Below are 24,352 nucleotides of genomic sequence, written 5' to 3' on the forward strand. Positions count from 1 at the left end.
TCGCCCCATGCCCACGCTCGGATGCGGGCATGGGGCGCCCGATCGGGTGACCTCGGCGCGGTTTCGCCCGCCCGAACCGGGCGTGATCCGTACGGTCTTCCGCATGAAGCGGACCACGCGGACCACGCGGAGCACCATGACGCGGTCGACGGGGGCGATGGCCGCGGCGGTCGTCCTCGTGCTCACCTCGCTCACCACCCCGGCCGGCGCCGACCCGGCCGGCGCCGGTTGCCTGACCGACCGGCTCGACCGACTGCGCGCGCTGCACGGCCGCCTCGACGCGCTGGCGCTCGACGGCCGGGCGGGCGCCGGCCAGTACTGGTACGTCGACCACCGCCGCTGCACGCTGACCGTGGCCATCCTGCGCGGCGCCGCCGACCCGCTCACCGCCGCTTTCCTGGCCGCCGCCCGCCTGGTCCCCGCACTGGTCGAGATCACCGAGGTGGACACCCCGATGCGCCCGCGCGTGGCCCGGGCACCGGCGGGCGAGGCGACGCCGCGGCAGGCGGCCGGCTTCCACGGCGGCAGCACCCTGTACAGCGGCCTCACCGGCACGGTCTACATCTGCACCGCAGGCTTCAACGGCTACCGCCCGAACACCACCACGACGGCGGGCCATTGCGCCCACGACGCGTCCACCTGGTACGACGGCAGCGGCACCCTCATCGGCACCGTCGACGACTCCCGCTTCCCGGGCGCCGACTGGGCGGTCGTCCCCGGCGCGGACGGCGTCTCCCTGGCCCCCGACATCCTCGACGACGACGCCACCGCCACGATCACCGCCTTCGGCCGCCCCCGCCTCGACGACCGGGTCTGCGGCACCGGCGCGTCCAGCGGCACCCGCTGCGGCACCATCGACGCCCTCGACGTCACCGTCAACTATCCCGAGGGCCCGGTCACCGGCCTGGCCCGCAGCACCCAGTCCGGCGCCGCCGGCGACTCCGGCGGCCCGGTCCACACCGGCTCCACGGGAGTCGCCCTGATCAGCGGCGGGCCGACCGAGGGGGCGCCGACCTTCGTACAACCGCTGGACTTCTGAAGCCGAGCACCACGGCCCGACTCAGGCGTCGAGCAACCTCAGTTGGGCCGTCAGCGTGTCGACTCCCCGGTAGGTGAGGCCGACCAGCGCCACGTGCTTCCAGCGCAGCACACCCTGGGCGTCCACGATGAACACCGCCCGGCGCAGCGCCTTGCCGCCCATGCCGATGCCGTAGGACTCGACCGCCCGATGCTCGGTGTCGGCGAGCAGCGGCATCCGCAGGCCGTGTTTGCGGGCGAAGCGCTCGTGGCTGTCGAGTCCCTGCGGGCTGATCCCCCAGACCACCGCGTCGAGGTCGGTGAACTGTTCGAAACCCGAGGAGTACGAGCACAGTTGCTTCGTACACACCGCGGTGTCGTCGCCGGGGTAGAAGGCGAGCACCACCGGACGACCGCGCTGCGCCGACAGGGTGAGCGGTTCGCGGATCGCCTCGCCCTCGGTCAGACGCACCGCGTCGAGGGTGAAGTCCGGTGCCGGGGCGCCGATGTCGGGGGTCTTGGACACGTGGGGAGCTTCCTCGCAGGGGTCGGGCGTCCGGGCCGGAAAGCCGCCCTCGGGCGCGGAACGCGAAGCGTTCCGGGTGGTGACGTTACCCGCCCCGGTCAGGGCCGGGCGATCGTCGTACGCCGCACGAGCCGGGCGAGCGCGGGCAGCGGGAACAGCAGCAGGAACAGGTTGGGCAACCACCACTCGATCGCGAAGTCGCCGCGCAGGGTCCAAAACGCCACCGCCTGGAGGCCGGCGACGGCGGTCAGCACCAGCGAGATCGGCAGCAGCGCATGTACCCGGTCCGGTGCGATCCGCCGCCCCGGGCGCAGCGCGGCGAGCCCGGTCACCGCGGCGGCGACGTCGAGTGGCATGAACGAGTAGTTCCAGTCGCTCATCACCGGATCGGCGTAGTCCTTGTACGCGTATTCGGCCGGGAGCAGCGCGAGGAGGGTGACCGTCCAGTAGAGCAGGAAGCCCACGTCGGCAACGGCCATCGAGACGCGGGTGAAGCACATCACGTCGACGGTCCGCACCCGGGAGACGGCACGGCTCGCGCCGCCCGGGAGCAGTTCGCGTACACACGCGCCCACCCCCGCGCTCACTCCGCGCCGCCTCGGGTCCGGATCAACTCGACCAGCAGCGCCCGCAGTCGGGTGTGCGCGTCGTCGTGCGGCACGCCCAGATCCAACAGCCGAGCGGCCCACCAGCCGTCCACGGCCATCCGAACCAGATCGGCCACGGCCGGCTCCAGGCCGTCGTCGGCGAGCCGAAGTTGCCAGTGGGCGTAGCGGGCGCGCAGCGCGGCCAGTACGTCCGGTCCGCCCGCCGCGGCGAGCAGCGCGAGCGGGACCTGGTCGGCGCCGCTGCGATCGCCGGTCGGCGACTCGGCCGGGATGCTCGCCCGCAACCAGGCCAGCGTGAACGCCCCGGGCGGCGCGCCGGGTTCGGGCAGCGCGGCCTCGAACCGATCGGCCAGCCGCTCGACCACCCCGCGCACCAGGTCCTGCTTGCTCGGGAAGTGGTGCAGCAACCCGCCCTTGCTGACCCCGGCCTCCCGGGCGACCGCGTCCAGCCGCACCGACTCCACGCCGTCCCGAACCAATATGCGTTCCACCGCGTCCAACAGCCGATCACGCATCGGCACGCCCCCGTCCCCGTGTGAAAACCCGCTCGAACCCTCCGGACCGTCCGGACGGTCGGGAGCCACCGTAGCAGCCGCCGCCCCGAGCGCGACCACGATCCGCCGCTCGCAACACGGGAGTTGCCTAGGTGCGATGGGCCTGCCGCCGGCTGTCGGGAGTCGATCGATACGGCCGGCACGGCGGGTACGACCGGCCCGAACCCCCGCGGCGTGTAGTCGGTCGCCGTGACCCCCGTCGACGCGGGCGCGGTCTCGGCCGCACCGCTGTCCGAGGACGGAGGCACCGCATCGCCCCGGGACGAGGTGTCCGTCGGGTCCGGGGAAGCCGATTCGGACTCGACCGCCGCCGGACCGCTCGTACCCTCGTCACCCCCGCCACCGCCCCCACCACCGCGACCGTTGGGCAGCAGGCTCACCACCACGATCACCACGAGAATCCCGCCGACCGCCCCGAGGACCGGCCCCCACCCGGCGCCACCGGCGACGTCGGGGCAACGGATCGGCCGAGTCGACGACATCGCCCGAAGCCACCCGATCAGCCGGCAACGCCACGGTGGGCGATCCAACCGGCACAGGAACCGTGCTCCCGTCCCCACCGCCCTCGACGGCGGGCGATCCCATCGGCGCGCGAACCGTGCTCGCCTCCCCGTCTGCCCGCTCCGCCTCCACCGGCCGCGCCGGCTCCGCGAGCGCCGACGGCCCCGCCGACTCCGGCCCCACCTGCCGTGTCCCGCTGTCCGTCACATCCGCGTCGAGGGCCCACCGGACCTCCTCCGCGTCCGCTCGCCGCTCCGGCTCCTTGGCCGGCAGCCCCAGGATCACCCCGGTCAGCGGCCCCGCCCGGCGCGACTCCGGAGGCGGCTCGCCGAGCACGGCGGCGCGCCGGACCACGCCCCTCCCCCCGGCACCCAGCCGCTCGCGCAGCCGATACCGGCCCGCGACCGAGCGCCCCGAACCCCGCATGTCCATGGCAGGCCACCCCCGAAGGACAGTGTGCGCCGGGATCCGATCATCGCGTCGGAAAACGGTCATCCCCGATTCCGCCCCGACGGCGTCGAGCCGTCCGTTCCGGCGTCGTTAGGCCGTCCGTTCGACCGATCCGACTTGTTGTCCGGACCTGCGCGCGAGTCTCTGCCGTACCGCTCGTCGATCCGGCACCATGACCTAATGAGCCGTGTGGAGAAAGGCACGTCGACCGAACCGTTGCTGCCTGCCCCGGCCCCGCCCGCCCTGCCACCGCTCGCCAAGCGACCGATCGTGCTGATCATGGTCGCGGTATTCGCGCTGCAGGCGGCGGTGTCCGCGCGCTACGGATTCCACCGCGACGAGCTGTACTTCGTCGTGGCCGGTCGACATCTCGCCTGGGGCTACGTGGACCAGCCTCCACTGACCCCGCTGCTCGCCCGGGCGTCCGGCGAACTGTTCGGGGACGACCCGCAGGACCTCCGCATATTCGCCGCCCTCGCGTGCGCCGGGACGGTGCTCCTGGTCGCCCTGATCGCCCGGGAGTTCGGCAGCGGACGGGCGGGCCAACTGCTCGCGGCGGCCTGCGCGGCCACCTCCGGGATCGTGCTCGGCATCGGTCACCTGTGGTCCACCGCGACCCTGGACATCGTCGCCTGGCTGCTGATCGCGTGGTTCGTTCTGCGGCTGCTGCGCACCGGCGACGGGCGCTGGTGGCTCGCGGTGGGTGCCGCCGTCGGCTTCGCGATGCTGAACAAGTACCTGGTCGGCTATCTCGTGGTGGCCCTGCTCGTGGGCCTGTTCGCGGTCGGCCCCCGCGAGGTGTTGCGCAGCCGGTGGCTGGTCGGCGGCGTGGCGATCGCGATCGGATTGAGCGCGCCGGGCCTGTGGTGGCAGGCCACCCACGACTGGCCGCAGTTCACCGTGGCCGGCGGGATCAGCACGGACGACGGCATCAAGAACCGGATCATGTTCGTCCCGCTGCAAATCGCCTACCTGTCACCCCTGTTCGTGCCGATCTGGGTGGCCGGCGCGCGCCGGCTGCTGCGCGCGCCGCAGATCGACTGGGCGCGCTCGATAGTGCCGGGCTACGCGGTTTTGTGTGTGCTGGTGATCGCCTCCGGCGGCAAGTCGTACTACGCGCTGCCACTGCTCCTGGTGCTGGTCGCGGCGGGGTGCGAGCCGACCGTGCAGTGGGCCGCGAGCCGGCCCGGGCGACGGGTGCCGGTGGGTTCGATGCTCCTGGTCGCCACCGTCACCAGCGCGGTCATCTCGCTGCCGCTGCTGCCGGCCGGACGGGTGAACGCGGTGATCGGGATCAACCCCGAGCAGGGCGAGCAGATCGGCTGGCCGGAGTTGGCCGACGCGGCGGCGGTGGCCTGGGGGCGGATCCCGCCGGACCAGCGCGGCCGGGCGGTGTTGTTCGCGGGCAACTACGGCGAGGCCGGCGCGCTGGACCGATACGGGCCGGCCCGGGGCTTGCCGAAGCCGTACTCGGGCCACATGTCCTTCGCCGACTGGGGCCCGCCGCCGGACCGCGCCGACGGGCCCGTCGTGGTCGTCCGCGAGGGGGAAGTCACCGCGCGATACCGCGACTTCGTCGACTGCCGGCTGGTCACCCGGGTGGACAACGGCAAGGGGGTCGACAACGAGGAGCAGCACGCGGTGGTCGAGCTGTGCGCCGGCACCACGAAGCCCTGGTCCCGCATCTGGCCGGACCTGCGGCACTTCTACTGAGCACCGAGCCGCGAGCAGCGAGCAGCGAGCCCGCACGGCACCGAATCGCACCACAGCGCGTCCCACCGCACCACCTCGCACCACATCGCACCCGACCGAGTCGTACCGAGTCGTACCGAGTCCCGAGGAGTGTCATGGCGCAGGCGAGTCCGCCCGGGTACCGCACCGGTGGCGAGGGGCGACCGGGGTCGCTGACGGGATCGGCGTACCGGGAGATCCGACGCCGGGTGTTGTACCTGGAGCTGGCCCCGGGCTCGCGGTTCACCGAGAAGGCGGTGGCCGAGGAGCTGGGCATGAGCAAGACACCCGTGCACGAGGCGCTGGCGCTGCTGGCCGAGGACGGGTTCGTCGACGTGATCCCGCGCAGCGGCTACCGGGTCACCCGGGTCACGCTGCGCTCCGCGCGCGAGTTGTTCGACCTGCATCGGGTGCTCGCCCGGGACGCCTCGGCGGCGGTGGCCCGGCGCGCGGCGGAGGTCGGCTCGGCGCCGGCGCGCGAGGGCGCCTGGGTGCGTACGCCGACCCCGGTGGCCGGGCCGGATGCCTGGCTGGAGCGGTACACCCGGCTGCACCTGGTGATCGCCGACCTGGCGGGCAACCGGCATCTGCGGCGCGCGCTGGCCGGCACGCTGTACGCCCACCACCGGCTGCTGCGGTTGTGCGTCACCGCCGACGGGCCGCACCTGCGGGTGATCGCGGGGGACGACGGTCCGCTCCTGGACGCGCTTGCGGACGGCGACGCGGAGGCGGCCGGGCGGGCCGCGCACACCCGGCTGACCGGCTGTCGGGAGCGGGTGCTCGACACGTTGCTGGCCAATGACGCGCTGCTCGACGTGAACATCACCGGGCCGTCGCCTCGGCGGTGATCACCCGGCCCGGCCGCACGGCGACGGCGTTGGCACCGTCGCCGTCGCCGTCGCCGTCGCCGTCGCGGAGCAGCGTGCCCAGGTTCAGGTCGAGCACCGCGTCGGGCGGCAGGCCCCCGGGCCCACCGTCCGCGGGCCGGTTCAGGTACGCGGCCACCACCGGCACCAGCGTCGCGAACAGCGCCGCGCCCAGGGCCCGGATCCCGTCCTCGACCACGGCCGCCGCGCCGTCCGGGTCGCCCGCGGCCAGTGCGACCGGCAGCGCGGAGCGGTCGGGCACGGGCCAGTGCGGGTCGCCGAGCGCGGTGGCCAGGTACAGGTGCCGCAGTTGGTGGCGCAGTACGTACCCCTCGACCCCGGCCGCCCGCGCGTTGCCGGCCCGTTCGGCCAGCGCGGCGGCGTAGGCAAGGCCCTGGACCGGCGTCGGCACCGCGTCCGTCCGCTCCCCGCTGGTCGCCTGCCACCACGCGAGCGCCGCCGCGTCCAGGCCGGCCGTGCCCTCGCCCCGCGCGGCCACCAGGCGGGCCGGCAACGTCTCGACCGTCACCCGCAGTTCGAGCAGTTCCCGGACGTCGCGCAGGGTGACCGGCATGACCAGATAGCCCGAGTGCGGCGCGACCGCCACCAGGCTCTCGTGGGTGAGCAGGTTCAGCGCCTCGCGCACCGGCGTCTTGCCCAGGTCCAGGGCGGCGGCCAGGTCGCCCTCGCTGAAGACCGTCCCGGGCGGCATCTCCAGGCGCAGGATGCGCCGCCGGATCACCTCGCGGGCAACGGCGGTCCGGCTCTTCGGGCGCGCCGGCGAGCTCGATGTCATGCCCGGATTCTCTCCGGATCCCGGCCCCGGTCGGCTCCGCACACACGAATCGGCGAAGACCGGCAAAGCCCGATCGCTGCCCGGATCGGCGCGGCCGGGCGCCGCCGGCTCGCGATCCCGAGGCGGCCGGCACCTTCCCGGACCGGTGCGCCTAATATCTCAGGCAGCAGGATCGGCGACATGGACGCGGGGGCGCGTCGCCCCCGGACATGGCCCGTCGTGGTGCCCGGCAGGTGGGGCCTTCGCCCTCCCCGGGGGCGGCTCCTGCGATGATCCTCGCGACGAGGAAGGTGGTTTCGGATGCTCGCCGGCGTGACCTGTGCGGCCCGTACGCCGCTCGGCGTCCGGCCGGGGGTACCTCCGCCCGCCGATCCCCCTCGTCCACGGCGCGACCGGGCCTACCATCGAAACCGTGTCGAAGGCTCCACCGACCGCATCCGCGAGCCGCAGCCGCACGCCACCCCCTCGGGACGAACGACCTTGGACATCGACATATGACCGCGTCGCAGCACACCCGATCCGCATCCCCCGTCACGCTCTTGCGCGAATGGCGCGAGCGCGCCGACGGGGCCGCCCTGCACGAGGCGCTGTTCCTCGGCCTCGGCGTCGACCTGCCCTTTTTGGAGCGGGTCGCCGTACCCCTCGCCCGGGACCTGTCCGCCCGCGTCGCCATCCTCGGCGACGCCGCCCAGGAGGCGTACGACCCGAGCCGGGTGCGCGGCGCCGGTCGGGACTACCTCTACGCACCCACCGTGTGTCCCGGCTCGCTGCGCGCCAAGCTGGTCGTACTGATCGGCGAGCACGCCTGCCGGATCGCGATCGGCGGCGGCATCCCCGCACTGCCCGGCTGGGCCGGCGACGACGGCCTGTGGACGGTGGTCGAGACCGAGGACGACGCCTCCAACGCGCTGCTCGCCGACGTCGCGGACTGGCTGGACAAGCTGCCGGACCTGGACGCGGTGGCGATGGCGCCGTGGGCCGCCGAGCACCTGCGGGAGATCGCCGGACTGCTGACCGAGCGGCACATCCTGGCGGACGAGACCCCGGGTCCCGAGGCCCGGCTCCTGGACAACCTCGACCGCCCGCTGCTCGACCGGCTCCCGAACGGTCCGGTGGACGAGCTGCACCTGTACGCCCCCGCCGTGGACCCGGCCGGTGAGACGCTGCGCGAGCTGATCGCGCGACTGGCTCCCGCGCGGGTGGTGCTGGGCGTACACGAGAACTGGTCGGGCTACTCCGGCGCGGTGCTGCGCTCGGCTCTCGCGGGGCGGCCCGCCGAGGTGCGGGTGCTGCCCGAACAGCGGCTGACGCACGGCCGGTTCGCGCAGTGGCGGATCGGCGAGCAGTGGTCCGCGCTGACCGGCAACGCGGACCTGAGCCGGGCCGGCCTCGGCACCACCGCGGCGGCCGGCGGCGGTCTCGACCTCGCGGTACACACCGTCGGCGACCCGGTCCTGCCGCTCGGCGAGGGCCGCACCGTCGCGCCCGCCGACCTGGACGCGCTGCGCGGCGTGGCGGCCACGCCCGAACTGGTCCTGCTCGGCGCCCGGGCGGACGGCGCGGGGCTGCACGTGGTACTCGCCGGGCCGGCCCGCGAGCCGGTCACGATCGCCACGTCCGTCGACGGATCGGCGGGCTCCTGGCGGGAGTTGGGCGTCGTCCCGGCCGGCGCGACGAGCGCGACCTTCCCGCCGGCGGCCGGTCAGGGCCCGGCGGTGCGGGGCAGTCTTCCGGGTGCCGACGGCGGCGTGACACACTCCGGCGTGGTCTTCGCGTACAGCCCGGCCACGGCCGCACGGCCGAGCGAGCAGCGGGTGACACCGCGAGCCGAGCCGACGCCAACGCCGGCCGCGCCGGCCCCGGCTCCCGTTCCCGCCGCGCCCAGGGCCCCCGAGCCGCCCCGGGCGCCGGCGACACCCGTGAGCCCGCCGCCGCGTCCGGTCGAGGTCGCCGCGCCCGCTCCGACGCCCCCTCCGCCGCTCTACGTCGCCTCCGGGACCGAGTTCGAGTCGGCCGGCACCACCACCTTCGCCCCCGCGCCGGAGGACAGCCCGTACGCCGAGGCCATCGAGGAATTCGCCGCGCACGGCTGGGTGGCCGGCATCGAGGACGGGATCTGGCGGATCACCGGCTCGTTCGGCAACCCGGTCCCGATCGCGGCGGTGGCCGCGACCCGGCTCGCGCAGTACGGCGAGCCGGTGCTGATCCAGGCCGGCAACGAGCGCCGCTGGGCGTTCATGGCCTGGGAGGCGCCCGACCTGACGCTGCTGAACTGGCCCGCCCGGAACTGGCGCAGCTACCAGATACGCCCGCCGGCCGACCCCGAGTCGCGCTTCCGTGGCGGCGACCTGGCTAGCGTCCCGGGCCGGGTCGGCCCGCTCAACCGGCAGATCGGCGACCCGCCGCCGGCGCTGCTCCGGGTGCTGGACGAGGTGGGCATCGGCTTCGCCGAACTGGTCAAGACCCTGCAGGAGATCGGCGGCTGACCCCGGCGCGACCCGGACCGCGGCCCGGGTCGCGCGGCCGGCGCACGGGTACGGGTACCGAGCGAGCGATCGTTAGAATGCCCGGCAACCAAGACGATGCGTCCCGGAACGGCCGGAGCAAGTCCGCGGAATCAGGAGGCGGACCCATGGCGGAGCCTTTGGCGGCGGATCTGCGCGCCGACGGTCACACCGACTGGCGCGGGTACCGACCGCTGCTGCTGCCGCCGATCCTGGCCGCGTCGCTCGCCGCGTTCGACGAGCACGGCTATCACGGCACGACGGTGCGCGACATCGCCCGCCGGGTGGGCGTGACGGTGCCGGCGCTGTACTACCACTACCGGAACAAGCAGGCCCTGCTGGTCGAGTTGCTGATCGGCTCGATGAATGCCGCCCTGGGCCGCTGCCGGGCCGCGCTCGAAGCGGCCGACGACGCGCCGGCCGCACGATTCGCCGCGCTGGTCGAGTGCATCGTCCTGTACATGGCCAACCGCGCGCCGCTGGCGTTCCTGGACACCGAGATGCGCAGCCTGGAACCGGCCAACCGGGCCCGCTACGTGGCGATGCGCGACGAACTCGAATCCCTGATGCACGCCGCCGTCCGCGACGGCGTGGCCCTGGGCGAGTTCACCACCCCATACCCGATCGACGCCGGCCGAGCAGTCATCACGTGCTGCCAGGCAGTAGCCAACTGGTACCGCCCCACGGGCCCCCTGACCCCCCAACAAATCGCCGACCGCTACGTACAAATCTCCCTGTCCACAGTCGGCTACACAGGCACCTTCAACCCGACAACACCCACCCCCACCAACACTTGAGGCCACCCAAGCAACCAACGCAAAACGCCGGCCGAACCCCCAGCCGAGTAACATCCAGCCCGGCAACCCCCAGCCCGGCCGGCGCTTGAGGCCACCTCACAAAACCAATGCAAAACGCCGGCCGAACCTCCCAGCCCAACAACATCCAGCCCGGCCGGCGTTTGAGGCCAAAAACCTAGGCCGAAGGCCAGGTCCCCTGCGGCCCAGCGCCGAGTGTCACCGAGGGGCCATTCGGATCGCCCCATCCAGCCGGATGACCTCCCCGTTCAGCATCTGGTTCTCCACGATGTGCGCGACCAGCGCCGCATACTCCGCCGGCCGCCCCAACCGACTCGGGTGCGGCACCTGCGCACCCAGCGACTCCCGCGCGGCCTCCGGCAACGACCCGAGCAGCGGCGTCTCGAACAACCCCGGCGCGATCGTCATCACCCGCACCGCCAACCCCGACAGATCCCGCGCGACCGGCAGCGTCATCGCCGCGATCCCGCCCTTGGACGCGCTGTAGGCGGCCTGCCCGATCTGCCCGTCGAACGCGGCGACCGACGCCGTGTTGACCACCACGCCGCGCTCGCCGTCCACCGGCTCGTGGGTGCTCATCCGCTCCGCGGCCAACCGCAGCACGTTGAACGTGCCGATCAGGTTGACGTTGACCACGCGCGCGAACACGTCCAGCGGGAAGGCGCCCTTCTTGCCCACCGTGCGAGCCGCGTTCGCGATGCCCGCGCAGTTGACCGTGATCGCCAGCGTGCCGTCCGCGTCGGCCGCCTCCACCGCGGCCCGTACCTCGTCCTCGCGGGTGACGTCGCCGGGTACGAACAGAGCCCGCTCGCCCAGCCGTTCGGCCACCTCCTTGCCCTGCGAGGAGGGCAGGTCGACGAGCACGACCGACGCGCCCTTCGCGACGAGCAGTTCGGCGGTGGCCAGGCCGAGCCCCGAGGCGCCGCCGGTGATCAGGGCGGTGGTGCCTTCGATGCGCATACGTGTGTCTCCGTAACTCGCTGTTCACTGACAAAAACGCGGCCGACGAACCCGACCGAAAAACCCGACCGACCAACCAACCAAACGACCGAACGACCGAACGACCGAACGACCTCAGAGCCGTTCGATGATCATCGCGTTGGCCATCCCGCCGCCCTCGCACATCGTCTGCAACCCGTACCGCCCGCCCGTGGCCTCCAGCACCCCGAGCAGCGTGCTCAGCAGCCGCCCGCCGGAGGCACCGAGGGGGTGCCCGATCGCGATCGCGCCGCCGCGCCGGTTCACCTTCTCCAGGTCGGCGCCCACCTCCGCCGCCCACGCCAACGGCACCGGCGCGAACGCCTCGTTGACCTCGAACGCGTCGATGTCGTCGATCCCCAGGCCGGCCCGCTCCAGCACCTTGCGGGTGGCCGGGACGACGCCCATCAGCATCAGCAGCGGATCGTCGCCGGTGACCGCGAACGCGTGGAAGCGGGCGCGCGGGGTCAGGCCGAGCGCGTTCGCCCGTTCCTCGCTCATGATCAGCGCGGCGGACGCGCCGTCCGTCAGCGGCGAGGAGTTGCCCGGGGTGATCCGCCAGTCGATCTCCGGGAAGCGCGCGGCCATACCTTCGTCCACGAACGCGGGCTTGAGACCGGCCAGTCCCTCCTCCGAGGTGCTCGGACGTACCGTCTCGTCCACCCGGTGTGCGCCGCCGGCCACGGTGATCGGCACGATCTCGCGGTCGAACGCGCCCTCGGCCGCGGCCTGCGCGGCGAAGCGGTGCGAGCGGGCGGAGAACCGGTCCAGCGTCTCCCGGTCCAGGTTCCACCGGGCCGAGATCAGTTCGGCCGAGTAGCCCTGCGGGATCAGGCCCTCGGGGTAGCGCGCGGCGAGCAGTTCGCCGCCGAACGGGTTGCCGCCGTGCGAAGCCAGGCCCATCGCCACCCGGCTCATCGACTCGACACCGGCCGCGATCACGATGTCGTACGCGCCGGCGATCACGCCCTGCGCGGCGAAGTGCGCGGCCTGCTGGCTGGATCCGCACTGCCGATCCACCGTGGTGGCGGGCACGCCCTCGGGGAATCCGGCGGCGAGCACCGCGTTGCGGGCGATGTTCAGCGACTGGTCGCCGCCCTGGGTGACGCAGCCCGCGATCACGTCCTCGACCAGGGCCGGGTCCAGACCGTTGCGCTCGACCAGGGCCCGCAGCGTGTGCGCGAGCAGGTCGACGGGGTGGGTACCGGACAGGGCGCCGCCGGGCTTGCCCTTGCCGGAGGCGGTGCGTACGGCGTCGACGACGACGGCTGTGGTCATGGCGTTGCGTCTCCTTCACGACGGTGGAACCGGCGCACCGCGACGGCCGGACCCGGTCGTGGCATCCGGTGCGCGGTCCGCGCGATCGTGCCGCGATCCCGCTGTGGGCCGGCCGCTCCCGGATTCCCGCAGGGTCCTGCCGGCAAGGTTACTGAACGTTCGCTAAGACATTCGACCCGCCGGCGCAAATGCTGTCAAGCATCGACCCGGGCGGCGACATCCTCGTGCGCGCGTCGGCGATCCCGTGCACGTCAACCGACAAAACCGGCATCGAGCCCCGTTTCGGGGGTTAGGCTGACCTACGTGACCAGCGCACCAGTACGCGAACCACGTCAACACCGCAGTCGTGTCACCCGCGCCCGACTCCTGGACACCGCCGTCGACGTGCTGGCCGAGCTGGGCTGGCTCGGCGGCACCGTGACCGTGGTCGCCGAGCGCGCGGGCGTCTCACGAGGCGCCGTGCAGCACCACTTCCCCACCCGCGAGGACCTGTTCACCGCCGCGATCGACCACATCGCCGGTGACCTGGTCGCCCGTACCCGCCTGGACGGCGCCCGGATCCCGCCCGGCCCCGCGCACACCGAGGCGGTGGTCGAGGCACTGGCGTCGATGTTCCGGGGCAGGCTGTACCGGGCCGCGCTCAGCCTGTGGACGGCCGCGGTCAACGATCCCGTGCTGCGCGCGCGGGTGATCCCGCTGGATCTGCGACTGACCGCGGCGATATACGACATGGCCGTCGAGCTGCTCGACGCCGACGTCTCCCTGCCCGGGGTGTCCGCCGCCGTGGAGGCCACCCTCGACGTGGCCCGCGGTCTGGGCATCAGCGCCCTGGTCATCGATTACGACGAGCGTCGGCGGGCGGTCGTACGGCAGTGGGCGGCAAGTCTGGACCATGTTCTCGCCGGGAACGGGGCGCCCTGATCCGGAGCGTACGACCTCATTTCACGCTTCGATGACCAATCCTTGGTACGAACCCGGTCGAATCGTGAACGTGGCCGGTCCGGAAGACCGTAACTTCACCGCGTGGACTGGAATCGACGGGCCTGCGCACGGCGCGGCCATGAGACGTACGCTCCCGACGAACCCGCGCTGCGCGACCGGCTGCACGCGACCACGCCGGTCGGCGAGGCGTGGCGTTGCCTGCGCTGCGGCGACTACGTGCTCGGCGAGGTCAAGGGCCGCGGGCCCGCCGGCGACGCGCCGGTGGTGATGCGCGGTCGGGCGCTGCGCGACGTGTTGATCCTGCGCTTCCTGTCCATCGAGCGGGCCGCGCGCGGCGTACTGATCCTGCTCGCGGCCTACGCGGTCTGGCGGTTCAGCAACTCGCAGGACTCGGTACGCCGGTTGTTCGAGGACGACCTGACCGCGTTCCGGCCGGTGGCCGAGCACTTCCACTACGACCTGGACCACTCGCCGATCGTCGACTCGATCCGCAAGACGTTCGACTACAAACGCTCGACCCTGATCTGGGTGGCGATCGGGATGGTCGTCTACGCGGTCATCGAGATCGTCGAGGCGGTCGGGTTGTGGTACCTCAAGCGCTGGGCGGAATACCTCACGGTGGTCGCCACCGCGGCGTTCCTGCCGCTGGAGGGCTACGAGATGCGCGAGCACGTGAGCTGGTTCAAGGTCTGCACGCTGGTGCTGAACATCCTCGCGGTGGTCTACATCATCGTCGCCAAACGGCTGTTCGGGGTGCGCGGCGGGGCCGAGGCGTTCGAGCGCGAGCGGCACAGCGAGTCGCTCCTGGAGATCGACGAGGCGATCCACCCCGGGCCGCCCCGACAGCCGTGGGAGGAGCACGTACACGCGACCAAGCCGCCGCCGGCCCGCACCTCGTAAACCCGCGGGCCCCGACCCGCGCCCCGGGCGCCCCGACCGAAAGCCGCTCGGGGCGCCCGCTTCCTTCCACCCGGCACCCCGCCTCACCCCACCCGGACCCACCACCTCGCCGAAAGCCGACGCCCCCACCGAGGCCGGCGCCTCACCGAACCCCGCACCTCACCCGAGACCGGCGCCCGCCCGAAGCCCGGCACCTCGCCCGAAGCCCGGCACCTCGCCCGAGGCCCGGCACCTCGCCCGGGGCCGGTGTCTGCCTTGGGGCGCATCACGCGGGTTCGGCGTCTTGGCCGGGCGCGGTCCGGCGTTGCTTCCGGGGTGAGCTCGGTGGTCGGGCCTCGCGCCGCCTCGGTCTACGGCACCAGGACCACCCGGCCTCGGAGGCCGCCCTCTGCCACCGCGGCGAAGGCGCGGGGGGCGTCTGTGAAGGGGAAGGTTCGGGCCACGCGTAGTGTCAACTCGCCCTTGCCGGCCGCCGTCGCGAGTTCGGCCAACCGGGTGGCGTCGGCGCGGACCCACACCTGGTGCACCCGGATCCCGCGCAGCCCGGGCGGCGCCGCGCCCGCGTTGACCGCCACGAACGCCCCGCCGCCGCGCACCGCGTCCAGCGCGTCCGGGCCGAGCATGGCCGCATCCAGCGCGGCGTCCACCCCGCCGGGTACCAGCGCCCGGATCCGGTCCGCCAGGTCGACGCCGCGCGGGACGAACCACCGCGCGCCGAGGTCGCGCACCGACGCCTCGTCGGCGGCTCCCGCGACCGCGACCACTCGTACCCCGCGCGCCGCCGCCAGTTCGACCGCGAACGCGCCGACCCCGCCCGCCGCCCCGGTGACCAGCAGGGTGTCCCCCACCGCCGCGCCGAGCAGGTCGAGCCCCTGCCACGCCGTCGAGCCGTTCAGCGGGATCGTCGCCGCCGCCACCGGATCCAGCTCGACCGGCCGCGGCGCCACCGCGTCGGCGTCCAGCACCACGAACTCGGCCAGCGCACCGGTCCGTACGTCCAACCGGTCGCGCAACCCGAGCACCGCGTCGCCGACCGCGAACCCGGTCACGCCCGCCCCGACCGCGTCCACCTCGCCCGCGACATCCCACCCGAGCCCGAACACCGCACGCTCGCGCACCAGTCCGTACCGCACCGGCGCGCCCTCCACCACCATCAGGTCCACCGGATTCACCGTCGCCGCCGCGACCCGGATCCGCACTCGACCGGGCCCCGGCTCGCACACGGGTCCGTCCACGACCTCGACCACCGACGCACCGGACCGAGCGATCACCGCACGCATGACCCACCACTCCCACACTCTCCGCAGCCACGGGCCGAACTCCCGACCCCCTCGACCGCCAACCTAGGAAGAGTTACTCTCCGAGAGGAAGTACCCACCCGGAAGTGCGTATCCCACCCGAAGGAGAGCCATGGCCACCCGCACCGCCGCCGAACGCCGCGCCCAGGCCCGTACGGAGTTCGACGCGTACATGGCGAGTTGCCCGGCCCGCCGGCTCCTGGACGGGATCAGCGACAAGTGGGTCAGCCTGCTCGTCAACGCGCTCGCCGACGGCCCGCGGCGCTACAGCGACCTGTCCCGACGAGTGGCCGGGGTCAGCCAGAAGATGCTCACCCAGACCCTGCGCAACCTGGAGCGCGACGGACTGGTCGAACGCACCGTCACCCCGTCCGTCCCGGTCCGCGTCGACTACGCGCTGACTCCGCTCGGCGCGAGCCTGCTGCCGCTCATGCAGGCGGTCAAGACCTGGGCGGAGGAGCACATCCCCGAGGTGGACCGGGCCCGCGAGCGCTACGACGCCGCGCACATGGACCCGAACCGCCCGTGATTCGGGTAGCACCGACCCGGGACACCGAGGGGCCGCCAGAAGATCGCCCGCTGTTCATTTTCCGGTCCGCCTGGGGTGTTTCCCGCTCCATATCGTGATCTTGACCGGCGGAACGGACGCCGGCCGAGCCTCCGAGGAGCCCAGTTTCGTGTCGCCTGGCCGGGAGACCTACGAGCGCGAGCGGCGGATCGACCTGCTGATGGCGGAGAGCACGCCGTTGCGCAGATATGTGAGCGGGATCCTGGGGGCGGATCTGCACACGGTCGAAGACGTGGTCCAGGAAACGCTGTTACGGGCCTGGGAGGCCGCGGACCGCCTGGACTGGGACGGTCGCCCGATCCGCATGTGGCTGTTCCGGGTGGCCCGCAACCTGGCCGTCGACGCCCGACGGCGCAATCGTTCGTTGCCGGTGGGCATCGACCCGAGCGAGTTCACCGGGCTGCCCACGGTGCCCGATCCGGCGGCTTCGGTGGTCGATCGGTGCGTGCTGGTGGGGGCGTTGCGCCAACTGGCGCCGTCGCACCGCGAGGCCGTCGCGCACGTGCACCTGCTCGACCGCAGCGGCGCCGATGTCGCGCGCGCCCTGGGGATACCGCACGGGACGGTCAAGTCCCGTACCTACCACGGGATCGCGGCGATCCGGCGCGAGCCGGCCGCGATCGAGGAGAGCGGATGACCGGCTCCGAGGACCTCGCCATGCGGGTCGCCGGACACGATGTGATGACCCTGCTCGGCTGGACCGGGATCCTGGTCCTCGTGTTCGCCCTGGCCCACTGGGCCGCGATGCGGCGCGGCGGCTGGCGCTTCGTCCGGCGTCGGCTGCGCCGCGAAATCGCGCTCACCGTGGCCGCGTTCGCCGAACCGATCGCCGCCCTCGTGCGGTTCCGCCGGCGCCGCCGACTCCTGGTCCGCACGCTGCGCGCGCCCGGCACCTGGAGGGACGCGGAGCACGCGGCGATGCTGGCGGCCGAGGTGAGCGCGAGCGCGCGCCCGTACGCCGTGCTGGTCGAGCGCGACGTGGTGGGGGTGTTGGTGGGCTGCGGCCCGGACCTGCCCGTGCCCGCCGAGCCGTGGGCGGTGGACGAACTCGACCCCCGTCTGTGGTGGATCGCCCGCGCCGACCTGGAGCCCGGATCCGGTCCCGCGCCGCTGCTGGTCGCGATCGGCACCCGGCACGAGGCGGTGGTCTTCCTGGACCTGCTGACCGGACCGCGCGTGCTGGCGGTCTCCGGCGAGCGGCGCGGCGCGCGGGCCACCGTACAGTCGCTGGCCGCCCAACTCGACGCCAGGTTGCCGGCCGGCGCGGTCACCGTCGCCGCCGGGGTGCATCCGCGCTACGCGGGCCCGAGCGCCGCCGACGCGTTCGCGCATGCCACGACGGTCGCCGCGACCCGCCGCTACCCGCAGGTGGTGGCCTGCGCCGACACCCCCGAACTGCCCGCCGCCTCGCCCGTGTCGGTGCTGACCACGGGTCAGCCCCGCGGCCATGCCCGGCTGTTGGCGATCGCGCCGAACGGCGCGCTGCTCGTACACGGCACGCCGCTGCGGGTGGACGCGCGCCCGCTGCCGCGCGCGGTGGCCGCGACGGTGTGGCGCCTGCCGCCCTGGTCCACGGAGGACGCGGTACACCCGGCCCCGGCCGGGATCGACCCGGACCTGGACCTCGACCCCGAGCCGACTCCGGCCGCGCCGCCCCCCACGACGCGGGCGCGGGTCCCGGCGCAGGTCCCGCCCGCCGCGCACGACGACCTCACCGAGCCCGCCGACACCGACAAGCCGAGCGGCGTCTCGATCGACGTGTGACCCGCGTCCCCGCACGCCGGACGGGCGGCCCAAGGGCGTGTCCTCGATCCCCGCCGAACATCACCACGCGGGACCCGGGACACGTCGGCGGGCACCCGTCCGGCGTGCGCCGACATCCCGGCACGTCCCCCCCGGCCCCGCCCCGGCCGCCCCAAGCCGACCCCTCCCCGCCGACACCCCCGGTCGGCCGGACCCGACCCCGTCCCCCATCCCCCATCCCCCAGGAGCACGACGAACGTGAGACTCACCGTCACCACCGTGGACGCCGCGGACGGCCTGCGCCGCGACCATCTCCTGGACCTCCCGCCCGGGAGCATCGTGGCGGATCTCGCAACCGCCGTGCACCGCCCGGCCGCACCCGCCGACGACGCCCCCGAGTCCGGCGCCGCCGACCTGGGCGCGTTCCTGGACGGCGAGGCGCCGGCGACCGGACAGTCGCTCTACCTCGGCGACACCGTGCTCGACCCGCAGGCCCCGCTGACCGTCTCCGGGATCCGCGAGGCCACGGTCCTGGGTCTGGGCGCCCCGCCCGCCGAGCCCGACCGGGTGCATGCCCCCCGGCATCCCTTCGATCCGCAGACCCTGGTCCAGGTGCACGCGGTGTCCGGCCCGTACACCGGCCGGGTCTGGCCGCTGGGCCCGGGCAGCCACGAGATCGGCGCCGACGAGGGCTGCGCGATCCGGCTGCCGGTGTCCGGCGTACCGGCCCGGGGCCTGTGGGTGACCGTGTGCCCGGACGGTTCGGCGTACTGGCATCGCACCGGGCCCGACGACGGCGCGGTGCACGGCCGCGAGGTGGCGCCGCCGCCCACCGACGCGATCACCGCCGCCGCGGCGCTGCCCCGCAAGCACGAGGAACGCATCCTGGAGGACGAGCGCGAGGCGGACCGCAAGGTCGAGCGGGAGAGCGCCCGGATCGCCCCGCCGAAGGAGCCGGTGCTCCGCCCCGAGGCGCCGCCCGGCACCCCCTGGCCGCACGCGTCCGACCTGGTCGTCGGCCCGTCGCTGCTGCGCCTGCGCGGACCGGTCGAGGCGGACGCCGACGTGACGCCCTCCGACGACGGCATCGGCCTGGACTACAACCGGCCGCCCCGGATCGCCCCGCACCTGGACGCGGAGAAGATCCGGCTGCCTTCGCCGCCGCTGGAGCCGAACCGGGTGCCGTTCCCGCTGCTCGTGATGATCGCCCCGCTGGTGATGGGCCTGGCGATGGTCGGGTTCTTCCACTCGTACTTCTATCTGATCTTCTGCATCATGAGCCCGTTCATGGCGATCGCGAACTGGGTCTCCGGCCGCCGCAGCAATCGGGTCAAGCACCAGCTCGACGGGGTGCAGTACCGGCGCCGGTTGCGCGTGTTGCACGACGACATCCGCACGGCCGTGCGCCGCGAGCGCATCGTCCGCGCCGAGGTCGGCCCCGACCCGGCCGCCGTCGCGCTGATCGCGACCGGACCGGGCAGCCGGTTGTGGGAGCGGCGGCGCCGTGACGCCGACCACCTGGTGCTGCGGATCGGTACGGTCGACCAGCCGTCGGTCAAGGAGGTCGAGGACCCGGCCCGGGACGAGCATCACCGCACCGCGAGTTGGACGTTGCCCGACACGCCCATCGGCGTCGAGATCCCCGACCACGGGGTGCTCGGCGTGGCCGGCCCGACCGAGCCGATCCAGGCGCTGGCCCGCTGGCTGGTGATCCAGTCCGCCGTCCTGCACAGCCCGCGCGACCTGCGCGTGGTGGTGCTGACCGATCCCGAGCGGGCCGGCGACTGGGCCTGGGTACGGTGGTTGCCGCACCTGCGCCCGCAGTCCCGCTCCGCCGCGCCGGTCGCCCTGCTCGGCACCGACCCGGAGTCCACCGCCAACCGCATCTCCGAACTGGTCGCGCAGATCCAGAGCCGACAGCGCAGCATGGGCTCGTCGATGGGCCAGGCCATGTTCAGCGGCCCCGACATCCTGGTGATCGCCGACGGCGCCCGGCAGTTGCGCGAGGTGCCCGGCATGGTCCAGGTGCTCACCGAGGGCCCGGCGGCCCGGGTGTTCAGCGTCTGTCTGGACGAACGCGAGCGGCTGCTGCCGGAGGAGTGCACCGCCGTCGTGCTGGCCGCCGGCCGACACCTCACCGTGCGCCAGACCGGACTGCCCGATGTGACGGACGTGCGCGCCGACCATGTGGACGCGGCGTGGTGCGAGCAACTGGCCCGCGCTTTGGCGCCGTTGCGCGATGTCAGTCCCGAACACGACAGCGGCCTGCCGCAGACCGTCAAGCTGCTCGACCTGGTCGACGCCGAACCGCCGAAGGCGGCCGACTTCGTGGCCCGTTGGGCCCGCCGCCCGGCCTCGACCACCTTCACCCTGGGCGCCGGCTACGACGGGCCGCTGCGCATCGACCTGGTGCGCGACGGTCCGCACGGTCTGATCGCCGGCACCACCGGCTCCGGCAAGTCCGAGTTGTTGCAGAGCTTCGTCTCCGCGCTCGCGGTGGCCAACCGCCCGGACGAGCTGACCTTCGTACTCGTCGACTACAAGGGCGGCAGCGCGTTCAGCGAGTGCGCCGAACTCCCGCACACCCTCGGCATGGTCACCGACCTCGACGAGCACCTGGCCACCCGGGCACTGGAGTCGCTGGCGGCGGAACTGCGGCGCCGCGAGCAGCTGTTGGCCGACGTCGGCGCCAAGGACCACCCCGAATACCGGGGCAAGCGCGCCGGCGACCCCACCCTGGCGCCGCTGCCCCGACTGATCCTGGTGATCGACGAGTTCGCCACCCTCGTCCGCGAGGTGCCCGACTTCGTCGCCGGGCTGATCAACATCGCCCAGCGCGGCCGTTCACTCGGGATCCACCTGGTGCTGGCCACCCAGCGCCCCGCCGGCGTGGTCACCGGCGACATCCGCGCCAACACCAACCTGCGGATCGCCCTGCGGGTGACCGACGCGGGCGAGAGCCAGGACATCATCGACACCATGGAGGCCGTGCACATCTCGGCCGGCACGCCCGGCCGGGCGCTGATCCGCACCGGGCCGGGCGCCGCCGTGCCGTTCCAGGCCGCGTGGGTGGGCGCCGAGCGGCCCCTCCCCGGCGGCGCCGCCGAGAAGACCGGCCCGACCCGCGCGGTGCGCGCCACCGAACTGACCCTGGCCGGCCTGGGCCGGCCCGCATCGCTGCCGACGGTCGACGAGGGCCCGGACACCGCGGACACGCCCAACCCGACCGACCTCAACGCCCTGGTCCTGGCGCTGCGCGAGGCGGCCGAGACGCTGCCCGACTACCGTCCGCTGCCCAGCCCGTGGTTGCCGCCCCTGGCGGAGCGGGTGCTGGTGGACGACCTGCCGCCGGTGGAGCGGGCCGACATCGACCCGTCCGACCCCTGCCCGCCACCGATCCCCTACGCCCTGGAGGACGTTCCGCAACTCCAGGAGCAGCGGGTGACCACGATGGACCTGGCCACGTTCGGCCACCTGTACGTGATCGGCTCGCCGCGCTCGGGCCGCACCCAGGTGTTGCGCACCCTCGCGGGTTCGGCGGCGGCCACGGCGAGTTGCGCCGACGTACATCTGTACGGGATCGACGCGGGCGGCGGCGGTCTGGCCGCGCTGGAGACCCTGCCGCACTGCGGCGCGGTGGTCTCGCGGCACGACATGGAGCGCATGGGGCGGCTGTTGGGCTACCTGGTCCGCGAGTTGACCGAGCGTCAGGAACGGTGCAGTGCGCACAACGCCGCCGGATTGGTGGAGTTGCGCCGGATCCTGCCGGCGGCCGAGCGGCCCGCGCACATCGTGATCCTGCTCGACGGCTGGGACTCCCTGGTCGCGCTGCTCGACGACCACGACGGCGGCCGGCTCGTGGACGACACGATGCGGCTGCTGCGCGAGGGCGCGGCGGCCGGCATCCACATCGTGGCGACGTCCGAACGGGCGCTGCTGAGCGGGCGGTTGTCCGCGCACAACGACCACAAGTTGTTGCTGCGCCAGGCGGATCGCAGCGACTACCAGATGGCCGGCATGCCGATCCGCAAGGTGCCGGCGGTGATCTCGCCCGGTCGCGGCTGGCACGTGTTGTCCCAGACGGAGAGTCAGGTCGCGCTGCTCGCGCCCGATCCGAGCGGACAGGAACAGGCCGAGGCGCTGCGCCGGATCGGCACGGCGGCGGCGCTGCGCGACACCTCGGTGCCGCGCGAGCGGATGCCGGTGCTGATCCCGACGCTGCCGCGTGTGGTCGAGTTCGCCGCCGCGTACGAGCGGGTGCCGGCCGAGGTGCGCCGCCCGATGTGGGGGCTGCTCGGCATCGGCGGCGACAGCGCGGAGCCGATCGGGGCGGACTTCGCCGCCAGGTCGGTGTTCTGCGTGATCGGCCCCGCCGGGACCGGGCGCAGCACCACGCTCGCATCGTTGTCGGTGTCGTTGCTCGCCGGCGGCACGTCGCTGGTGGTGCTCACTCCGCGCGAGTCGCCGCTGCGCGGGCTGGCGCAACATCCCCAGGTGCGGTTGCTGACCGAGGAGGATCCCGCCGCCGAGGCGGTCGAGCGGGCCCTGGAGGAGTTGTCCGGTCCGCGCGTGGTGGTCGTGGACGACGCCGAACTGCTCGGGATGCCCGCCGCCGACCGGGTCCTGCGCGACCTGGCGGTCGCGGGCCGCGACCGGGGGCAGGGGCTGTTGTACGCGGGGTCCTACGACGCTCTCCAGGTGGCGATGGGCAGTTGGCTCACCGCGGCCCGACGCGGCAGCCGCAGCGGCGTCCTGCTCGCGCCGAAGAACATGCAGGAGGGCGACATGATCGGCGTACGGCTGCCGACGAACGTGGTGCGCTCGGCGCCGCCCGTGCCCGGGCGGGCGTGGACCGCGGGGCCGGGCGGCGCGCCGATGGCGGTGCAGGTGCCGCTGACGGTGTTGCGGTCGGCCGAATAACCGGGCGAACCTCCGCATCGGGTATACGAGTTCGGGCCGCTTCCCCGCGAGGGAAGCGGCCCGAATCGGTGTGGCGAGGGTTCAGCTCTTCTTCAGGTTCTTCGCCATCTCCACGTCCATTTCGTGCATCTGGGTGCGGATCTTGGCGAACATCTCGGAGAAGATCAGGATGCCGTCGACGGCGGCGGTCAGGCTGGTGTTGAACTTCGAGTAGGCCTCACGCATGGCCGGGCTCGACTCCTTGAAGACCATGCCGTTGTCCAGCAGCCCGTTCACGTCGGAGAGCAGCGTGTTGATCATCGGCGTGATGGTCTCCTTCGCCTTGGTCAGCTTGCCGGCGACCTCGTCGATGCGGCCGAAGTCGAGTGCGATATCGGGCATGGTTCCTCCAGGGAAGATCGGCTCGTCGTGGGGGTACGACGAACGGGGACTACGGGGAGCTACAGGGGACTGTCGGGCGATGGGGTGTACGGCGGCGGCTCAGTCGCGGCGCGGGATGTGCCCACCACCGCCGCCACCGCCCGGCGGGACGGGCTTCTCCGGCGGCTTGGGTGTGGTGTCCACCCATTCGTGCTTGCCGTCGGCGCGCGCGTAGGTGTGCGTCTTTCCTTCGGAGTCGACCACCTTCTGCGTGCCGCCCCCGTTGGCGTTCAGGTGCGTCTCGGTGGTGGTCACGCCGCCGTCCGGCGCGGTGGACACGGTGGTGTAGTTCAGCCGGCTCGAGTCGTAGGTGGTGACCGAGGTGTATGTCTGGCCGTTGCTGACGACCTTGGTCTCCTCCTTGATCACGTTGCCGTCCGCGTCCAGGGTCAGGTGGGTCTCGATCCGACCGCCGTTGGGCGTGGTGATCACCTTGTCCAGCGGCGGTTTGTCGCCGGGGTCGGTGGCCTTGCAGAACTCCGGGTAGGTGCCGTCGGGTCCGGGCTTGGCGCACTCGTCCAGGTGCTCCTGCTTGTACTTCCAGGCGGCGACCTTGTTGCGCCACTCCGCCAGGCCCATCGTGGCGCCCATCACGCCCAGGCCCTCGGTGATCTGCGCGTCGGCGTTGAAGTAGGCGTCACCGACCTTGCCGAAGCAGTCGCCGAGCTTCTTCAGCAGGTCCTCGGCGCGGGTCATCGGCCCCGCGGACAGCCGGTACAGGCTGCGGAACGCGGCGGTCAGCGTGGGGTCGCCGAACACCGCCTGGGCGTCGGTGTACCCGCCCTTGCCCAGGGTCGCGAAGTCGCTCGACTTGAGCGTGGGCGAGATGCGGTCGGCCAGGTCGTACATGTCCTTCTTGGCCTCGGCCAGCGTGCTGTAGTCCAGCGCGAAGTCGACCACGTCCGCTCCCGTCGGGCATCGCGGATCCCTCGGCCGG

The 24,352-nt window shown here is 73.3% G+C and carries 20 protein-coding genes; 11 read left to right on the forward strand and 9 right to left on the reverse strand.

From position 1 onward, the window contains the following. The first annotated feature begins 103 nt into the window (after positions 1-103). Positions 104-1,039: a S1 family peptidase gene (locus ACFXKZ_RS08960; protein ID WP_379998030.1), complete on the forward strand. Its 936-nt coding sequence runs from the start codon at positions 104-106 to the stop codon at positions 1,037-1,039. A 21-nt stretch (positions 1,040-1,060) separates the two neighbouring features. On the opposite strand, the gene ACFXKZ_RS08965 is transcribed toward ACFXKZ_RS08960, so the two are convergent. The 3 genes from ACFXKZ_RS08965 to ACFXKZ_RS08975 form a co-directional block, all read right to left on the reverse strand. Beyond that, on the reverse strand, positions 1,061-1,543 hold the full coding sequence (locus tag ACFXKZ_RS08965) for a peroxiredoxin (RefSeq protein ID WP_379998032.1): 483 nt from the start codon (positions 1,541-1,543) through the stop codon (positions 1,061-1,063). A gap of 98 nt (positions 1,544-1,641) precedes the next feature. Next, positions 1,642-2,130: a DUF5360 family protein gene (locus ACFXKZ_RS08970; protein WP_379998034.1), complete on the reverse strand. Its 489-nt coding sequence runs from the start codon at positions 2,128-2,130 to the stop codon at positions 1,642-1,644. Next, on the reverse strand, positions 2,127-2,666 hold the full coding sequence (locus ACFXKZ_RS08975; RefSeq protein WP_379998036.1) for a TetR/AcrR family transcriptional regulator: 540 nt from the start codon (positions 2,664-2,666) through the stop codon (positions 2,127-2,129). The genes ACFXKZ_RS08970 and ACFXKZ_RS08975 overlap by 4 nt, the downstream gene beginning before the upstream one ends. A 1,170-nt stretch (positions 2,667-3,836) precedes the next feature. On the opposite strand from ACFXKZ_RS08975, the gene ACFXKZ_RS08980 reads away from it, so the two are divergent. Together ACFXKZ_RS08980 and ACFXKZ_RS08985 are read left to right on the forward strand one after the other, a co-directional pair. Beyond that, the gene (locus ACFXKZ_RS08980; RefSeq protein ID WP_379998038.1) at positions 3,837-5,369 is read left to right on the forward strand and encodes an ArnT family glycosyltransferase; all 1,533 of its coding nucleotides are present in this window, start codon (positions 3,837-3,839) and stop codon (positions 5,367-5,369) included. Positions 5,370-5,503: 134 nt separating this feature from the next. After that, positions 5,504-6,235 carry a GntR family transcriptional regulator gene (locus tag ACFXKZ_RS08985; protein ID WP_379998041.1) on the forward strand — a complete coding sequence of 244 codons (732 nt, stop codon included), beginning with the start codon at positions 5,504-5,506 and terminating at the stop codon, positions 6,233-6,235. Here ACFXKZ_RS08985 and ACFXKZ_RS08990 read toward each other — a convergent pair. Beyond that, positions 6,210-7,049 carry a GntR family transcriptional regulator gene (locus tag ACFXKZ_RS08990; protein ID WP_379998043.1) on the reverse strand — a complete coding sequence of 280 codons (840 nt, stop codon included), beginning with the start codon at positions 7,047-7,049 and terminating at the stop codon, positions 6,210-6,212. The two genes, ACFXKZ_RS08985 and ACFXKZ_RS08990, sit on opposite strands and share 26 nt — an antisense overlap. Before the next feature lie 494 nt (positions 7,050-7,543). Between ACFXKZ_RS08990 and ACFXKZ_RS08995 the strand changes: the two genes are divergently transcribed. Together ACFXKZ_RS08995 and ACFXKZ_RS09000 are read left to right on the forward strand one after the other, a co-directional pair. Continuing rightward, entirely contained in the window at positions 7,544-9,535 is a 1,992-nt protein-coding gene (locus ACFXKZ_RS08995) for a hypothetical protein (protein ID WP_379998045.1), read from the forward strand. Positions 9,536-9,681: 146 nt separating this feature from the next. Next, a complete protein-coding gene (locus tag ACFXKZ_RS09000) occupies positions 9,682-10,350 on the forward strand; it encodes a TetR/AcrR family transcriptional regulator (RefSeq protein ID WP_379998047.1) in 669 nt (222 codons plus the stop codon). 216 nt (positions 10,351-10,566) lie between these two features. Here the strand turns inward: ACFXKZ_RS09000 and ACFXKZ_RS09005 are convergent, their stop codons facing one another. Together ACFXKZ_RS09005 and ACFXKZ_RS09010 are read right to left on the reverse strand one after the other, a co-directional pair. After that, positions 10,567-11,328, reverse strand: coding sequence for a 3-hydroxyacyl-CoA dehydrogenase (locus tag ACFXKZ_RS09005; RefSeq protein WP_379998049.1), 762 nt, complete (start codon positions 11,326-11,328; stop codon positions 10,567-10,569). A gap of 114 nt (positions 11,329-11,442) precedes the next feature. Beyond that, positions 11,443-12,624, reverse strand: coding sequence for a thiolase family protein (locus tag ACFXKZ_RS09010; RefSeq protein ID WP_379998051.1), 1,182 nt, complete (start codon positions 12,622-12,624; stop codon positions 11,443-11,445). Positions 12,625-12,927: 303 nt separating this feature from the next. On the opposite strand from ACFXKZ_RS09010, the gene ACFXKZ_RS09015 reads away from it, so the two are divergent. Continuing rightward, entirely contained in the window at positions 12,928-13,545 is a 618-nt protein-coding gene (locus ACFXKZ_RS09015; RefSeq protein ID WP_379998053.1) for a TetR/AcrR family transcriptional regulator, read from the forward strand. 102 nt (positions 13,546-13,647) lie between these two features. Continuing rightward, positions 13,648-14,466 (forward strand): DUF2127 domain-containing protein, encoded by an 819-nt coding sequence (locus ACFXKZ_RS09020; RefSeq protein WP_379998055.1) that lies wholly within the window; start codon positions 13,648-13,650, stop codon positions 14,464-14,466. Between the two features lie 350 nt (positions 14,467-14,816). On the opposite strand, the gene ACFXKZ_RS09025 is transcribed toward ACFXKZ_RS09020, so the two are convergent. Further along, a complete protein-coding gene (locus ACFXKZ_RS09025; RefSeq protein WP_379998057.1) occupies positions 14,817-15,746 on the reverse strand; it encodes an NADP-dependent oxidoreductase in 930 nt (309 codons plus the stop codon). 130 nt (positions 15,747-15,876) lie between these two features. Here ACFXKZ_RS09025 and ACFXKZ_RS09030 point away from each other — a divergent pair, with 130 nt between their 5' ends. The 4 genes from ACFXKZ_RS09030 (at position 15,877) to ACFXKZ_RS09045 (ending at position 22,995) form a co-directional block, all read left to right on the forward strand. Further along, a complete protein-coding gene (locus ACFXKZ_RS09030; RefSeq protein WP_379998059.1) occupies positions 15,877-16,293 on the forward strand; it encodes a winged helix-turn-helix transcriptional regulator in 417 nt (138 codons plus the stop codon). Between the two features lie 148 nt (positions 16,294-16,441). Then, positions 16,442-16,969 carry a sigma-70 family RNA polymerase sigma factor gene (locus ACFXKZ_RS09035; RefSeq protein ID WP_379998061.1) on the forward strand — a complete coding sequence of 176 codons (528 nt, stop codon included), beginning with the start codon at positions 16,442-16,444 and terminating at the stop codon, positions 16,967-16,969. Continuing rightward, positions 16,966-18,096, forward strand: a complete 1,131-nt coding sequence (locus ACFXKZ_RS09040) for a hypothetical protein (protein WP_379998063.1) — start codon at positions 16,966-16,968, stop codon at positions 18,094-18,096. The genes ACFXKZ_RS09035 and ACFXKZ_RS09040 overlap by 4 nt, the downstream gene beginning before the upstream one ends. A gap of 237 nt (positions 18,097-18,333) precedes the next feature. Further along, entirely contained in the window at positions 18,334-22,995 is a 4,662-nt protein-coding gene (locus ACFXKZ_RS09045; RefSeq protein WP_379998065.1) for an FtsK/SpoIIIE domain-containing protein, read from the forward strand. An 81-nt stretch (positions 22,996-23,076) separates the two neighbouring features. Here the strand turns inward: ACFXKZ_RS09045 and ACFXKZ_RS09050 are convergent, their stop codons facing one another. Next, a complete protein-coding gene (locus ACFXKZ_RS09050; RefSeq protein WP_078978201.1) occupies positions 23,077-23,376 on the reverse strand; it encodes a hypothetical protein in 300 nt (99 codons plus the stop codon). 99 nt (positions 23,377-23,475) lie between these two features. After that, positions 23,476-24,315: a hypothetical protein gene (locus ACFXKZ_RS09055; protein ID WP_379998067.1), complete on the reverse strand. Its 840-nt coding sequence runs from the start codon at positions 24,313-24,315 to the stop codon at positions 23,476-23,478. Positions 24,316-24,352 lie beyond the last annotated feature (37 nt).

The sequence above is a fragment of the Embleya sp. NPDC059237 genome, from assembly GCF_042754105.1.
Taxonomy (GTDB): domain Bacteria; phylum Actinomycetota; class Actinomycetes; order Streptomycetales; family Streptomycetaceae; genus Embleya.